The 14,764-nt window shown below is 70.0% G+C and carries 12 protein-coding genes; 7 read left to right on the top strand and 5 right to left on the bottom strand.

The genetic code is table 11. The features are described from left to right. Nucleotides 1-4: 4 nt before the first annotated feature. Genes ACZ418_RS06610 through ACZ418_RS06600 form a run of 3 tightly spaced genes read left to right on the top strand, consistent with a single transcriptional unit; the run spans nt 5 to nt 3,319 of the window. Nucleotides 5-1,183, top strand: coding sequence for a toxic anion resistance protein (locus ACZ418_RS06610; protein ID WP_468357877.1), 1,179 nt, complete (start codon nt 5-7; stop codon nt 1,181-1,183). Next, nucleotides 1,180-2,730: a vWA domain-containing protein gene (locus ACZ418_RS06605; RefSeq protein ID WP_468357874.1), complete on the top strand. Its 1,551-nt coding sequence runs from the start codon at nt 1,180-1,182 to the stop codon at nt 2,728-2,730. Before ACZ418_RS06610 ends, ACZ418_RS06605 begins: the two co-directional genes overlap by 4 nt. After that, nucleotides 2,717-3,319 (top strand): hypothetical protein, encoded by a 603-nt coding sequence (locus ACZ418_RS06600; RefSeq protein WP_468357871.1) that lies wholly within the window; start codon nt 2,717-2,719, stop codon nt 3,317-3,319. Before ACZ418_RS06605 ends, ACZ418_RS06600 begins: the two co-directional genes overlap by 14 nt. Nucleotides 3,320-3,485: 166 nt before the next feature. Here ACZ418_RS06600 and ACZ418_RS06595 read toward each other — a convergent pair whose 3' ends face one another. Further along, nucleotides 3,486-5,306, bottom strand: a complete 1,821-nt coding sequence (locus tag ACZ418_RS06595; protein WP_468357868.1) for a phosphoenolpyruvate carboxykinase (GTP) — start codon at nt 5,304-5,306, stop codon at nt 3,486-3,488. A 286-nt stretch (nt 5,307-5,592) separates the two neighbouring features. On the opposite strand from ACZ418_RS06595, the gene trhA reads away from it, so the two are divergent. The 4 genes from trhA to ACZ418_RS06575 all read left to right on the top strand — a co-directional run bounded on the left by trhA (nt 5,593) and on the right by ACZ418_RS06575 (nt 8,257). Further along, the gene (trhA, locus tag ACZ418_RS06590) at nt 5,593-6,303 is read left to right on the top strand and encodes a PAQR family membrane homeostasis protein TrhA (protein WP_468357865.1); all 711 of its coding nucleotides are present in this window, start codon (nt 5,593-5,595) and stop codon (nt 6,301-6,303) included. Nucleotides 6,304-6,467: 164 nt separating this feature from the next. After that, nucleotides 6,468-7,100 (top strand): TetR/AcrR family transcriptional regulator, encoded by a 633-nt coding sequence (locus ACZ418_RS06585; protein ID WP_468357862.1) that lies wholly within the window; start codon nt 6,468-6,470, stop codon nt 7,098-7,100. Between the two features lie 33 nt (nt 7,101-7,133). After that, a complete protein-coding gene (locus tag ACZ418_RS06580) occupies nt 7,134-7,865 on the top strand; it encodes a Mut7-C RNAse domain-containing protein (RefSeq protein ID WP_468357859.1) in 732 nt (243 codons plus the stop codon). A 47-nt stretch (nt 7,866-7,912) separates the two neighbouring features. Further along, the gene (locus ACZ418_RS06575) at nt 7,913-8,257 is read left to right on the top strand and encodes a hypothetical protein (RefSeq protein WP_468357856.1); all 345 of its coding nucleotides are present in this window, start codon (nt 7,913-7,915) and stop codon (nt 8,255-8,257) included. Here the strand turns inward: ACZ418_RS06575 and ACZ418_RS06570 are convergent. The 4 genes from ACZ418_RS06570 to ACZ418_RS06555 are packed head-to-tail and all read right to left on the bottom strand — an operon-like array spanning nt 8,244 to nt 14,729. Then, entirely contained in the window at nt 8,244-10,655 is a 2,412-nt protein-coding gene (locus ACZ418_RS06570) for a galactose oxidase-like domain-containing protein (RefSeq protein ID WP_468357853.1), read from the bottom strand. The genes ACZ418_RS06575 and ACZ418_RS06570 overlap by 14 nt on opposite strands. After that, complete coding sequence (locus tag ACZ418_RS06565) at nt 10,652-11,821, bottom strand: glycosyltransferase (RefSeq protein ID WP_468357850.1); 1,170 nt, start codon at nt 11,819-11,821, stop codon at nt 10,652-10,654. The genes ACZ418_RS06570 and ACZ418_RS06565 overlap by 4 nt, the downstream gene beginning before the upstream one ends. After that, nucleotides 11,818-13,464 (bottom strand): ArnT family glycosyltransferase, encoded by a 1,647-nt coding sequence (locus tag ACZ418_RS06560; protein WP_468357847.1) that lies wholly within the window; start codon nt 13,462-13,464, stop codon nt 11,818-11,820. Before ACZ418_RS06560 ends, ACZ418_RS06565 begins: the two co-directional genes overlap by 4 nt. After that, nucleotides 13,461-14,729, bottom strand: a complete 1,269-nt coding sequence (locus ACZ418_RS06555) for a glycosyltransferase (RefSeq protein ID WP_468357844.1) — start codon at nt 14,727-14,729, stop codon at nt 13,461-13,463. The genes ACZ418_RS06560 and ACZ418_RS06555 overlap by 4 nt, the downstream gene beginning before the upstream one ends. Nucleotides 14,730-14,764: the final 35 nt, after the last annotated feature.

Genomic DNA, 14,764 nt, shown 5'->3' with positions numbered 1-14,764 from the left:
CCAAGTGACCAGCACTGACAGTGAATTCAGCCTGGCGCCGCCGGAGCCCGTGGCTCCGGTGCCGCGGGACAAGGCCGGTGGGCTGGTGCCCGTCGAGGACGCGGTGCGCGAGGAGATGGCGCGCAAGGCCGGCGCCTTCGTCGCCTCGCTCGCCTCGCTCGCCTCGCTCGACGCCCGCTCCCCCGAGTTCGCGGGCAGGGTCGGCGAGATCGGCGCCCTCGGCTCGGGCGAGCTGCGCACCGCCGCCGCCCAGTCCAACCGGATGCTGGAGCGGACCCTGCGCAGCCTGCCCGACAAGGGCGGGGACGCCCAGGCGAAGGTCGCCGGCTCGCTCGTGGAGCTGCGCCGGGTCGTGGAGGACCTGGACCCGCGCGATCTGCCCGGAAGCAGGGGCAGGAAGCTGCTGTCCCGGCTGCCCGGCGGCAACAGGCTGCGCGACCACGTCGCCGGCTTCGCCTCCGCACAGGGCACGTTGAACAGGATCGTGGGGGCGCTGCGCGGCGGTCAGGACGAGCTGCGCCGGGACAACGCCGCGTTGCAGACCGAGCGGGTCCGGCTGTGGGAGACCATGGGCAGGCTCCAGGAGTTCGTCGTCCTCACCGAGGCCCTGGACGTGGCTGTGGAGGAGCACATCGCCGGGATCGGCGACCCCCGGCAGGCCGACGCCCTCCGCGCCGACGTGCTGTTCCCAGTCCGGCAGAAACACCAGGACCTGCTCACCCAGCTAGCGGTGTGCGCCCAGGGCTACCTCGCCATGGACGTCGTACGCCGCAACAACAACGAGCTGATCAAGGGCGTCGACCGGGCCGCCACGACCACCGTGTCCGCCCTGCGCATCTCGGTGCTCCTGGCCTCCGCGCTGGACCGGCAGAAGAGGGTGATCGAGCAGGTCGACGCCCTGCGCGGGACCACCGAGGAACTCATCCGGGGCAACGCCGAGATGCTCTCCTCGCAGGGTGAGGAGAGCCGGCGCATCGCCGCCGACCCGGCCGTCGGCGCGGAGACGCTGCGCGCCGCGTTCCAGCAGATCTACCGCACGCTCGACGCGATCGACACCTACAAGGTCCAGGCGACCGAGGTGATGGCCTCGACGGTCGCCTCCCTGACCGATGAACTGCACAGCGCCACCGCCTACCTGGAGCGCAGCAGGACCCAGGGCGCACTGGAGGGCCCGCAGGCATGAGACGACGACGTTCCGCACTCGCCCTGCTCGCCACGACGGCCGCGACGGCCGCCCTGCTCGGCGGCTGCACGTCCGAGGACCACAAGGACGACCCCGCCGCGCCGAAGCCCGGCACCCTGCGTGTGCTGGCCTCCAGCGAGCTCAGTGACATGACCGCCGTCTTCGACCGCGTCCGCAAGGACACCGGCATCACCGTCCGGCCCACCTACATGGGCACCCTGGACGCCGTGGACCTGCTCGCCAAGGGCAAGGCCGACGGCCGTTACGACGCGCTGTGGCTGTCCTCGGACGACTATCTGCGGCTGCGGCCCGACGCGGCGAGGAAGGTGGTGTCCGAGACGCCGGTGATGTCCAGCCCGGTCGCCATCGGCGTCAAGCCGGCCACCGTCAAGGCGCTCGGCTGGCAGCCCGAGCAGGTGACCTGGGGGCAGATCGAACAGGCCGTGCAGGACGGCAAACTGACCTACGGCATGACCGACCCGGCCCGCTCCAACTCCGGTTTCTCCACGCTGATCTCGGTCGCCTCGGCCCTGTCCGGCGCCCAGTCCGCACTCACGGACGCCGATGTCGCCAAGGCCACGCCGAGGCTGAAGGAGTTCTTCAAGGGCCAGAAGCTGACCTCGGGTTCCTCGGGCTGGCTGGCCACCGCCTACAAGCGGCGCGGCACGGTCGACGCCCTGCTCAACTACGAGTCGGTGCTCAAGGGCATCCCGGGCCTCGCCGTGATCCGGCCCCGCGACGGCGTCGTCACCGCCGACTACCCGCTCTCCTCGCTCGCCTCGACGAACGCCCGCACCCGCGAGGACGTCCGCAAGGTGAGCGAGGACCTGCGCACCGACGCCGTGCAGAAGCTCATCACGGACACCACCCACCGCCGCCCGGTCGTCGCCTCGGTGCCGCCGGCGCCCGGCCTGGACACCGGCCGCCGCCGCGAACTGCCCTTTCCGGGCAGTCGCTCGGTCGCCGACGGGCTGCTGCACTCCTACGAGAACGAACTGCGCCGCCCCTCCCGCACGGTGTACGTCCTCGACACCTCCGGCTCGATGGCGGGTGACCGGCTGAAGGCGCTGAAGAAGGCGCTGACCGAGCTCACCGGTGACTTCCGCGAGCGCGAGGAGGTGACGCTGATGCCGTTCGGCTCGGACGTGAAGAGCGTGCGCACGCATGTCGTCGACCCCAAGGACCCGAAGGCTGGCCTGGCCGCCATCCGCCGGGACGCCGACTCCCTGGGCGCCGACGGCGGCACCGCGATCTACACCTCGCTGGAGAAGGCGTACGACCATCTCGGCGACGGCAAGGACACGTTCACCTCGATCGTGCTGATGACCGACGGCGAGAACACGGCCGGCGTCGGCGCCGGTGACTTCGACGGCTTCTACCGCTCGCTCACCGGCACCCGGCGGGACACCCCCGTCTTCCCGATCCTGTTCGGCGACTCCTCCCGCGCGGAGCTGCAGCACATCGCCGACCTGACCGGCGGCCGTCTCTTCGACGCCCGGCAGGGCTCGCTGGACGGTGCCTTCGAGGAGATCCGTGGCTACCAGTAAGGTCCTCGGCTACCTGGAGTCCCGCAAGAACCTCGCCGGTGGCGCCTGCGGGCTCGTCGGGCTGGTGCTGACGTTCACCGGGACCGCGGGACCGTACTGGCCGGCCGTGGTCGCGGGCCTGTACGGCGCGGGCGCGCTGATCGCCCCGCCGGAGCGGCCCGCCCTGCCCGCCTTCCCGAGCCCGTCGGCCCAGCTGGACGCCATCCGGGCCGACTTCGGGAAGCTGCGCGGCTATCTCGCGGACGTCGACCTGCCGGCCACGTCCGCCGACTGGCTCGCGGAGATCACCGAGTTGCTGACCGCGCTGCTGGAGCCGGGCTGGGTCGCCGAGGCCCTGGCCCAGGACCCGGAGGGCGTGCACACGGTGTCCCGCGCGGTACGGCAGGACATCCCGGAGGCCGTCGACGCCTACGTGCGCACCCGCTGGTGGACCCGGCTGACTCCGGGCACCGAGTCCCCGGAGGCGCACCTGGACCGCCAGCTGGCCCTGCTCCGCGAGGAGGCCGAACATCTGGCCTCGGCCCTACGGGACAGGGAGGCACGCCGACAGGAGTCGCATACGCGGTATCTGGAGGACCGAGGCCGGTAGAGACAGGCGGGGGCCTGCCGTCGTGCTCCCGCGGGGCGAGCGGAAACGTGACGACAGGCCCCAGGGCCCCCACGCCGTTGTGCGGGCCTCGCCGGCATGTCACCACGGCCGGCCGGGACGATCGCTGGTCAGGGCACGGCGGCCGGCCGTGGAGTCTCGGGCGGGACTAGCCCAGGCGCTCCACCAGCGCGCGGTACTGGTCCCACAGCTCCTTCGGGGTGTGCTCGCCGAAGGTGTTGAGGTGCTCGGGGACGAGCGCGGCCTCCTCGCGCCAGATGTCCTTGTCGACCGTGAGCAGGAAGTCCAGGTCCGAGTCGGACAGTTCCAGGCCCTTGGTGTCCAGCGCGCCCTTGGTCGGCAGCACGCCGATCGGGGTCTCGACGCCCTCGGCCTTGCCCTCCAGGCGCTCCACGATCCACTTCAGGACACGGGAGTTCTCGCCGAAGCCCGGCCAGACGAACTTGCCCTCGTCGTTCTTGCGGAACCAGTTGACGTAGTAGATCTTCGGCAGCTTGGACTGGTCCTTGTCCTTGGCCACGTCGATCCAGTGGGCCATGTAGTCGCCCATGTTGTAGCCGCAGAACGGCAGCATCGCGAACGGGTCGCGGCGCAGCTCGCCGACCTTGCCCTCGGCGGCGGCGGTCTTCTCGGAGGCCACGTTGGCGCCGAGGAAGACGCCGTGGTTCCAGTCGAAGGACTCCGTCACCAGCGGCACCGCGGAGGCGCGGCGGCCGCCGAAGAGGATCGCCGAGATCGGCACACCCTTGGGGTCCTCCCACTCGGGCGCGATGATCGGGCACTGGGAGGCGGGGGTGGTGAAGCGGGCGTTGGGGTGCGCGGCGGGCTCGGCGGAGTCCGGGGTCCAGTCGCGGCCCTTCCAGTCGGTCAGGTGGGCCGGGGTCTCCTGGGTCATGCCCTCCCACCACACGTCGCCGTCGTCGGTGAGGGCGACGTTGGTGAAGACCGAGTTGCCCCACAGGGTCTTCATCGCGTTGGCGTTGGTGTGCTCGCCGGTGCCGGGCGCGACGCCGAAGAAGCCGGCCTCGGGGTTGATCGCGTACAGGCGGCCGTCCTCGCCGAAGCGCATCCAGGCGATGTCGTCGCCGATGGTCTCCACGGTCCAGCCGGAGATCGTGGGCTCCAGCATGGCGAGGTTGGTCTTGCCGCAGGCGCTCGGGAAGGCGGCGGCGACGTACTTGGACTCGCCCTGTGGCGGGGTGAGCTTGAGGATCAGCATGTGCTCGGCCAGCCAGCCCTCGTCACGCGCCATGACCGAGGCGATACGCAGCGCGTAGCACTTCTTGCCGAGCAGGGCGTTGCCGCCGTAGCCGGAGCCGTAGGACCAGATCTCGCGGTCCTCGGGGAAGTGCGAGATGTACTTGGTGGAGTTGCACGGCCACGGAACGTCGTCCTGGCCCTGCTCCAGCGGGGCGCCGAGGGAGTGGACGGCCTTGACGAAGAAGCCGTCGTCGCCGAGTTCGTCCAGGACGGCCTGGCCCATGCGGGTCATCGTGCGCATGGAGACGGCGACGTAGGCGGAGTCGGTGATCTCCACGCCGATCGCGGAGAGCGGGGAGCCGAGCGGGCCCATGCAGAACGGCACGACGTACATGGTGCGGCCCCGCATCGAGCCGCGGAACAGGCCTTTCTCGCCGCTGAAGATCTCCCGCATCTCGGCGGGGGCCTTCCAGTGGTTGGTCGGGCCGGCGTCCTCCTCCTTCTCGGAGCAGATGAAGGTGCGGTCCTCGACGCGCGCGACATCGGTCGGGTCGGAGGCCGCGTAGTAGGAGTTGGGGCGCTTGATCGGATCGAGCTTCTTGAAGGTGCCCTTGGCGACCAGTTCTTCGCACAACCGGTCGTACTCGGCCTCGGAGCCGTCGCACCAGACCACGCTGTCCGGCTGGGTCAGTTCGGCGATCTCGTCGACCCACGAGATCAGTTCCTGGTGGTTTGTGGGAACGCTGGAAGCCGAGTTGTCGCGCGCCACGGTTGCTCCTAAGTGAGGGATTTTGTCCTTGTGGCCCCGTGGGGGCTACGACCCGGATGCTTCGGATGCTCATCCGGTGCCGACTGCACTCATTTGATCATCCGACGAGAGTGCGCATATGTCCAGGGGACGTCACAAGTGAGCGACGTGAGGAAGACCACGGTGTCCAGGCCTGTTTGCGTTCCCTTTACGTCCAGATTTGGGTCACCTGGAGGTCTTTTTGCGTTCGATCGACCAAGACCCGCGCTGACACCCGACTTACGGTGCCGTAGGTACCATGCCCCGCATGACTGCGTCCGTCCCCGACGCGCCCACGGACACGCCGGCCGATGGCCGCGGTCCCGCGCTCTCGCTGCCGCAACACGTCAAGCCGAAGCTCCGCGGCTGGCTGCACCTCGGTATGTTCCCGGCCGTACTCATCGCGGGCCTCGTGCTCACCGCCCTCGCCGACTCCACCAGAGGCCGCATAGCCTGCGGGATCTACGTCCTCACAGCCTGCCTGCTGTTCGGCGTCAGCGCGCTGTACCACCGGGGCAACTGGAGCCCGCGGATGGACGGCGTCCTGCGCCGCCTGGACCACGCCAACATCTTCCTGATCATCGCGGGCACCTACACCCCGCTGACCCTGCTGCTCCTGCCCGGGGCGAAGGGCGAGTGGCTGCTGTGGGGCATCTGGGCCGCCGCCGCGGCCGGCATCGTCTTCCGCGTCTTCTGGGTGGGCGCCCCGCGCTGGCTGTACACGCCCTGTTACATCGCGATGGGCTGGGCGGCCGTGTTCTTCCTGCCCGACTTCCTGCGCACCGGCGGCATCGCGGTCCTGGTCCTGGTCATCGTCGGCGGCCTGCTCTACAGCGCCGGCGGCGTGATCTACGGCATCAAGCGCCCGAACCCGTCACCGCGCTGGTTCGGCTTCCACGAGGTCTTCCACTCCTTCACCCTCGCGGCGTTCGTCGTCCACTACGTCGGCATCTCACTGGTGGCATACCAGCACGCGTAGACACCCTCCGCCCTCCCCTCACGGCCACGGCTCACCAGCCGTGGCCGTTTTCGTCTGCCTCAGGCCGACAATCTTTTGACAGTCAGGAGCTTTTGCCAGCTACTATCATTTTGTTGGCGCAAGCGCGCCGTCCATCGCCGGGACGGATGCCGGAGAATGACCGCATGACGGCCGCACGCTCCCCCCTCTCCTCCGCCGACCGCCCGCAGCCGGGGCTGCGCGAGCGCAAGAAGATCAAGACCCGGGAGGCGATCCGCGCGGCGACCTACGCCCTGGTCCGGGAGCAGGGCTACGACGCCACGACGATCGACCAGATCGCCGAGCGGGCCGAGGTGTCGCCGTCGACCGTCTTCCGCTACTTCCCGACCAAGGAGGACATCGTCCTCACGGACGAGTACGACCCGGTCATCCTGGCGGAGATCAGGGCGCGGCCCGCCGACGAACCCTGGTCCGAGACCATCCGGTACGTCCTGCACCGGGCGGTCGAGCTCGGCATGGACAACGACCTCGCGGTGTCCCGGCTGCGCACCCGCCTCATGGTCCAGGTCCCCGCGGTGCGCTCACGGATGATGGAGAGCATGTCCGCCACCGGCCGCATGCTCTGCGACGCCATCGGCGAACGCACCGGCCGCGAACCGGACAGCCTGGAGGTCCGGGTCTACGCCATGTCCGTGATCGGCGGCCTGATGGAGACCTCCATGTACTGGGCGGAGAACGACCACCGGGACGACTTCACGGCCCTGATCGACCGCGCCCTGGACGTCATGGAGCACGGCCTCACCGGCGAAAACCGCTGAGGTACGGGCGCCGTCCCGTGCGATCCTGACGAGGTGAACCGACCCGAGATCCACGTCGAAGTCGCCCCCGCGCTCCACCTGTTCGTGCCGCACGCCCGGCGGGCCGGTGCCACGCCCCTGGCCACGGACGGCGTCTCGACGCTCGGCCATGTCATCGAGTCCCTCGGCGTCCCGCTGACCGAGGTCGGCGCGCTGGTCGTGGACGGCAGCGAGGTGCCGGCCTCGCACATCCCGAAGGACGGCGAGACCGTGCAGGTACGGCCCGTCGACCGCCCCCAGCGGGTCCCCGGCGCCCCGCTCCGCTTCCTCCTCGACGTCCACCTCGGCACCCTCGCCCGCCGCCTGCGCCTGCTCGGCGTGGACACCGCGTACGAGTCGACGGACATCGGCGACGCGGCGCTCGCCGCCCGCTCGGCCGCCGAGAAGCGGGTCATGCTCAGCCGCGACCGGGGCCTGCTGCGCCGCCGCGAGCTGTGGGCCGGTGCGTTCGTCTACAGCCACCGCCCCGACGACCAGCTGCACGACGTCCTGGACCGCTTCGCCCCCGACCTGAACCCCTGGACCCGCTGCACCGCCTGCAACGGCCTCCTGAAACAGGCCACGAAGGCCGAGGTCGCCGACCAGCTCGAACACGGCACCCAGCGCTCGTACGACGTCTTCGCCCAGTGCACCGAGTGCGGCCGCGCGTACTGGAAGGGCGCCCACCACGAACAGCTGGAGGCAGTCGTGGAGCGGGCGTTGAGCATGCGTACCCAGGGGGATTGAGTACGGCAGCCGATCTCCGCAACCGGCTGGCGCGGTGGGATGGCTTCATGAACACCACGACCGAGCAGCACGTGACGCCGACCCCGCAGCAGAAGGACCGGTTCATCACCGGCTGGGCCGTCGCCGGACTGCTCTCGCTCCTGCCGATCGTCGCCCTGTCCTGGATCGTCGTGCTCTCCGGTGAGCGCGGCTCGAGGTGCCTGGAGTACGGCGAGCAGTGTTCGACGATCCCCGGCTACGCCCTCTACGACGCCTTCGGGCTGGCGGTGTTCGCCGGTCTGGTGGCACTGGTGTGGCCCAGAGGCCGGTGGATGTACGCCAGGCTCTGGGCCGTGTTCGTGCAGTGGGCCGCTCAGCTCACCCTCGGAGCAATGATCCTCAACGGCGCCTGACGTCCCCCTTCCCGCACGCCACCCCGTCCCGGTTCCGGTCCAGGCCCAGGGGATCGTCGGCGCCGTTGACCTTCAGCCGGCCGTAGTGGTTCTGGCGAAGCCAAGCGCACCGAGCCGCCGCCGTCTTCTTCACCTCCGGCGGGAACACCGTCGGCACGCACACGTTGGCCGAGCCGTAGTGCCGGTCGCAGCCGGAGATGGTCGGGCTGACCGGCTGTGCGGTCTTCCTCTTGCCGGGGCCCGACACCTTGCCGGTGAGGGAGTCGGCGAAGGCGTGGATGTGCGGGGAGGCGGCGCTGAGGGCCGCCGGGCCCGTCAGATGGACCCACTGGGCCACCGAGGGCACCCCGCCCGCGTCGACCGCGAAGAGCATGTACCAGCCGGGCGGGGCGATGTTCGGGTTGTTCGTGACGTTCAGGTCCACGTTGTTGCCGTCCATCGACAGGGGGAGATCCACGAACCGCTGGTTCGGGTCGGAGGAGTGCGTGACCGCCGCCGGGCGGATCAACTCCGCCTTGGCGATGGGGCGGTCGACCGTGATCCGCTGGGTGTCGCCGTACTTCCACTCCTGGTTGATCACCGAGGTGATCGTCGGACGCGTGCCCTTGTAGAGATACGGCGGGGTGTAGATCGACACGTTGTGGTTCCAGGTGCCGTTGCCCGGGTTGTCGCCCGTCGCCATCACGCGGCCGTCGGGCAGCAGGAACGCCGAGGAGTGGTAGCCGCGGGACTCGGGGTCGGCGGCCACGGGGTCGAAGGTGTTGCTGCCGGGGTCGTAGATCGAGGACTCGTACACCGGGTTGGCCCGGTTGTGCAGGGCGCCGCCGGTCTCCAGCACCTTGCCGTCGGGCAGCAGCACCGCGGAGACGTACATCTTGCCCTGGTTGCCGGTCTCCGGCTGGGGCCCGCCGCCCAGGTCGACCGTGCCCTGTGGGATCGGCGGCCCGGCGATGTAGGACGGGTTCGCCTGCTTGAGGTCGATCAGGTCGGTCAGGCGGTTCGCGTCCGGGTTGGAGTCGATGTTGCCGCCGCCGATCGTCAGCACCCGCTGATCCTGCGCGGGCGGCAGCAGCACGCTCGCCGACTGGTCGCGCTCGTCCTTGTTCTGCAGTCCCGGGATCTGGGTGATCGTGTTGGCGCCGTAGTCGTAGATCGCCGAGCCCGTGCCGGGGATGTTGTTGCCGAAGACGTGGCTGCCCGTGTAGAAGAGGCGGCCGTCCTGCATCAGGATCATCGCCGGGTACAGGCCCCAGTACGACCAGGTCTGGTTGACCTGCCACAGCGGCAGCCACTGGTTCTGCGCGTAACTGAACTTCTCCGCGGTCACCGAGCCGGTGGAGTCCTCGCGGAGCCCGCCGAAGGATATGACGTCACCGTTGCCGAGCTCGGTCGCCGACGGGTACCAGTGGCCGTCGTTGAGGTCGTTGGTCTTGGTGTAGGTCTCGGTCTTCGGGTCGAAGATGTACGAGTCCTTGAACCCCTCGTAGCCGTGCCCGCCCACGACCGGGTACGCCTTGTTGCCGCTCAGCACCAGCACCCGGCCGTCCTGCAGCTGGACGTGCCCCGCGCAGAACATGTCCTTCGGCGTCGGGATGACCTTGTACGTGCCGTTCGCCGGGTCGTACACCGCCGAGGTGAACGTGCCCGCGTTGAAGTTCTCCTCGCTGTTGCCGGAGCCGGCGATCAGCAGCACCTTGCCGTTGTCGAGCACGACGGAGTGCATGGAGCGAACCGGGTTCTGCGTCGGCAGCACCGACCAACTGCCGTTGGCGCACTGGTCGCTGGTGCCGGTGCACTGGGCCGGCGGGAGCGGGTCCGGGACCTGGTCCATGGTGTAGTCGTCGGTGGTAGCCGAGCCGGTGCCGTAGACGGAGACGCCCCAGGTGATGCGGTCGGTGCCGGCCGGGACCTCGGGGGTGCGGACCGTGGCCTGGGTCCAGGCGGAGGCCATGTCGAGGGTCTTGAGGTCGGTCCAGTACTGCCAGCCGGCGGTGGTGTCGTGCCGGAAGAGGGTGATGTTGGCGTCGGGGGTCGTGGTCTTGTACCAGAGTCCCAGGTCGTACTGCTTGCCGGCGCTCACCCCCGGTGCGCAGTCCGTCGACTCGGTGATCAGCGCCTTGCGGTCGCCGGAGACCCGGCGGGTCAGCGTGACCTTCATGGCCTTGGTCCCGGAGTGCGCGTCCGAGGTCGTCTCGAAGCTGAAGTCGTTGTCGCCCCAGCCCGACTTCTCCCAGCAGTACGGCATACCGTCCGTACCGGCGGTCTCGAAGCCGGGGTTCTTGATCAGGTTGGCGGCCTCCGCCGGCTGGGGCGCGGTCAGCAGCAGACCGGCGGTCAGGGCGCCCACCCCGGCCAGCGCGGTCCGTCTGCGGCGTCCGCGATACGTCGTCGTACTCACACGGCTCTCCTTGCTCGGCTCCCCCGCCGACGGGGGAGGTAGACCAGCGCCTCGGTGCCGACGAAGCGCAGGACGAACGTCATGACCAGCGCGAGCGCGGTGGCGGGCAGGGCGCCCATGCCGAACCGGCCGACGAGCAGGGCGATCAGCGGGATGCGCAGCACCAGGTCGGCGTTGGCGAGCAGCGCGAACCGGCCGAGCCGGTCCCACCAGCGGCGGTGTGCGCGCCGGTCGCGGAACAGCAGCTGCTCGATGAGCAGGAAGTTCCAGGCGACTCCGAGCTGGTTGGCGAGGATCTCGGCGGGCAGGTAGTGCATCCCGAGGGCGGTCAGTGCCCACAGCCCGAGGAGGTTCGGCGCGAATCCGCTCGCGCCGATCAGTCCGAAGCCGACCATGCGGGCGACCGGGGAGGCGGTGCGCAGGCCCGCCAGGTGGTGCAGGAAGCGCAGGCCCTCCTGGGCGGTGGACTTGGACTCGCCGGCGAACCGGTCCTGGAAGACGAACGGCACCTCGGCGACCCGGCGCGGGCGGCTGCGCACGGCCAGCTCCAGCAGGATCTTGTAGCCGAGGGGCTTGAGGACGTCGGCGGTGACCGCGCTGCGGCGGATGGCGAAGAAACCGCTCATCGGGTCGCTGATGCCGCGCAGTCTGCGCGGGAAGAGCGCCTTGGCGAGCCAGGTCGCGCCGCGCGAGACGGCCACCCGGTAGCCGCCGGCGAGCCCGGCCCGGCTGCCGCCCTCGATGTACCGGGAGGCGACGACGAGCCCGGCGTTCGCCCGCTCGCCGGTGGCCACCAGATCCGGTACCAGGGACGGCGGGTGCTGGCAGTCGCCGTCCATGACGACGATCCACTCGGAGGTCGCCGCCTTCAGCCCCTCGACGACCGCCCCGCCGAGCCCGCCGACGGGTTCCTCGCGGTGCAGTACGGCCACCGGGAACGGGCAGTCCTTGGCGGCCTCGCGGATGACCTCGGGGGTGTCGTCGGTGGAGTCGTCCACGAAGAGGACCTCGCAGGGCAGCCGCGGGGGCACCGACTCGGTGATCCGGTGCAGCAACTGCCGGATGTTCGCGGACTCGTTGAAGGTCGGTACGACGATGGTGACGGCGCCGGGCTCGGGGACTTCCACGGCGTCGAGCCCCTGTGCCGGGGCGGTGTACTCGCTCATCGCGCGCCTCCCACGGCCTGGATCCGCCGGATCTCGATGCGGTCGGGTCCGGTGCCGAAGGTGGCGACCGGCGTGGAGTGCCGGATCGCGGCCCGCACATTGGGCAGGTCCTTGGCGTCGCGGCGGACGGTCGGCGAGGCGACGACGTAGTCGATGTCCCGCCAGCCGTGCGGCATGGTCTTGGTGACGGCCGGGTCGAGGTCGGCCTTGTAGAACCAGATGGCGCCGAGCCCGGGCCGGTATCCGGCGTGCACGAGGTCCAGCCAGAGGGCGTCGTCGACGAGCACACGGGTGTCCTTCGGGTCCGCCACCTCGGTGCTGAGCCAGTGGGAGGCCTGCCGGTAGGGCTTGTTGGCGTCGGCGGTGACGGCGGTGCGGTCGCCGTCGTACCAGTGCGGTACGACGTAGGCGCCGGCGGCGAGGGCCAGGACGGCGGCGAGCGCGTACCGGCCGCCGGTGAGGTGGCGCTTCTCGCCCTCCTTGCGCCACCTGCTGAGGACCGCGTGGGCGACGGAGGCGGCGCCGCCGGCGAGGACCAGGGCGAGGAAGGGCAGCGCGCCGATGACGTACATGGCGGGCAGATAGCCGTTCGGGCGCAGGGCCACCGCGGCGAGGACGGCGACCGTGAGGGCCGGTCCGGCGAGGGCCCGGGCGGTGACCGACCAGCGCCAGGTGAGCAGCAGGAGCAGGGCTCCGGCGAGGCCGCCGAGGGGCAGCACGCGGTCGTAGTACAGCCAGGAGTGCAGGACGCCGTACGAACCGGAGGAGCGGTCCAGGATGAATCCGGAACCGGGCCTCGACATCTGGTAGGTGATGCCGTCCCACAGGGAGACGTGCCCGGCGCCCGGGAACAGCTCGCCCTTGAGCAGGGCGAACAGGGGATAGGAGAAGCCGATCAGGGCGCAGCCGGTGACGGCTCCGGTGAGGGCGAACTTGCGGGTGTCGCGGTGGCTGTGCCGCCACATGGTGACGAACAGGGCGGGCAGGACGACGAGCATCGTCTCCTTGGTGAGCACGCACGCGGCGGCGGCGAGGCCCGCGCCGAAGTGGTGCCAGAGATGCCGGCTGGGCGAGGCGGCGAGGCAGAAGGCCAGCAGCAGCCACATCACGGCGATGTTGTCGAGGAAGATCTCCCGGCTGAGCACGACCGCGAGCGGGGAGAGCCCGAACAGGGCCATGCCGAGTCCGGCGGCCCAGCGGGGCAGCGAGAGCCGGCGGCCGAGGACGTAGACGAGGACCGCGCTGACGCCGCTGACCAGCAGCATGGTGAGCCGCATGGTGCCGACGGTCATCGAGCCGGGGCTGATCGCCGAGGGGATCCAGCTGAGCAGGGCTATCTGGATCCAGCCGAGCGGCGGGTGGTCGTACCAGTAGGTGTAGTGGGCGAGGCCCCGGCCCTGCTGGACGGCCCAGGCCTGGGCGAGGTAGGTGCCCTCGTCGTCGCTGAGCGTCGGATAGGCGGTGATGTTCCAGCCCTGGACGAGGACGATCACCGCGAGCAGGACACCGCACAGCAGCAGGTCGGGGCGGGAGGAGCGGAGCCGTGTCGGCGGGTCTGTGCGGGTGGTCGTACGGCCTTCCGGCACAGGTGGGCGCTGCGCGGGGACCTTCGCTGCGGTCACCGCGGGAAGTGTGGAGGTCACGCAGGGACGTCCTCTCGGATGGGCTCGGCCGCGGTGAGGTGTGCGCCGACGTGTGTGGTCAACTCCCAGTCGTTGCGGCCGCGTTGCTCGCGCCAGACGGCACGGATCGCGGCTCCGGCGAGGAGGACCTGGTAGAAGGGGCCGCCCACGATGAGCTTCACGTAGTGGACGAGGCGGACCTTCAGGCCGTACTGCTTGCCGAAGTCGTGCAGCCCGACCACCTCGAAGACGAAGGTGACGGCGGCGGTGACCAGCGGCAGGAAGGTGAGGAAGGCGACGCCGACGGGCACGTCGAGGAAGAGTGCGACGGCCGCGTTGAGCGGGATGATCACGCCGGAGAAGGCCTGCATGAACGGGGTCATCAGGGTGTACCGGGCGAGCAACCGCTGGCCGAATCCGGGCAGTTGCTGCCAGTCCTTCTTCCGGTACACCTGCAGGAAGCCCTGGTTCCAGCGGGTGCGCTGCTTGAGCAGCGACATGAGGGAACCCGGGGTCTCCTCCCTGGTCACCATGTCGGAGTCGTAGGCGACGACGACCTTCTTGCCGACGCTGGAGAGGCGTACGCCCAGGTCGCAGTCCTCGGCGAGGCAGTTGGGGTCCCAGCCGTCCGCTTCCCTGAGGACGCCGGTCCGTACGAAGACGGTGTTCCCGCCGAGCGGGATGAACCCCTTCTGCGCGTGCAGATGCAGCCGGGAGCGGAACCAGAAGAAGTACTCCAGGCAGTTACGCAGGCTGTACCAGCTGGAGTGGAAGTTGATGAGCTGTACGCCGCCCTGGACGACGTCCGCCCCGGTCGTCCGGAAGGCGTGGTCGACGTGGGCGAGCAGCTCCGGATGGACCTGGTCCTCGGCGTCGAAGACCCCGACGACGTCACCGCGGCAGTGCGGCAGCGCCGTGTTCATGGCCTTCGGCTTGTTCTTCTTCTCGTGGGTGTCGACGACGACGCGGACGCGCGCGTCCCGTGCGGCGGCCTTCTCGGCCACCTCGGTGGTCTCCGGGTCGTCGTGACCGACGATCACGATGATCTCGAAGTCGGTGTGCGTGGATTCCAGCAGCCGCTGGATGGTGTGGTCCAGCACCGCCTGTTCGTGCCGGGCGGGCAACAGCAGTGAGAACGACAGGTGTTCGTCGCCGTCCGGTCTGCCGAACCGGGTGGAGGCCAGCACCTCGGGCGTGCGCCACGCGTGCATCTGCCACCACAGAGTGAAGGCCGCCATCCAGAACAGGGCCAGTGAGACGGCGGCGATGAAGACAGACGTGAGCAAAAAGATCCCCCCAGATCCCTGAATTCCCCCTGTGC

Source organism: Streptomyces sp. NPDC030820 (assembly GCF_055572075.1).
Note: the sequence above shows the minus strand (reverse complement) of the source record. Positions and strands in the feature narration are given on the sequence as shown.

Bases quoted from the DNA above. Each gene is read 5' to 3' on its own strand.
- ACZ418_RS06605 (WP_468357874.1), top strand. From the start codon at position 1,180: ATGAGACGACGACGTTCCGCACTCGCCCTGCTCGCCACGACGGCCGCG.
- trhA (WP_468357865.1), top strand. From the start codon at position 5,593: ATGACTGCGTCCGTCCCCGACGCGCCCACGGACACGCCGGCCGATGGC.
- ACZ418_RS06585 (WP_468357862.1), top strand. From the start codon at position 6,468: ATGACGGCCGCACGCTCCCCCCTCTCCTCCGCCGACCGCCCGCAGCCG.
- ACZ418_RS06575 (WP_468357856.1), top strand. From the start codon at position 7,913: ATGAACACCACGACCGAGCAGCACGTGACGCCGACCCCGCAGCAGAAG.
- ACZ418_RS06565 (WP_468357850.1), bottom strand. From the start codon at position 11,821: ATGAGCGAGTACACCGCCCCGGCACAGGGGCTCGACGCCGTGGAAGTC.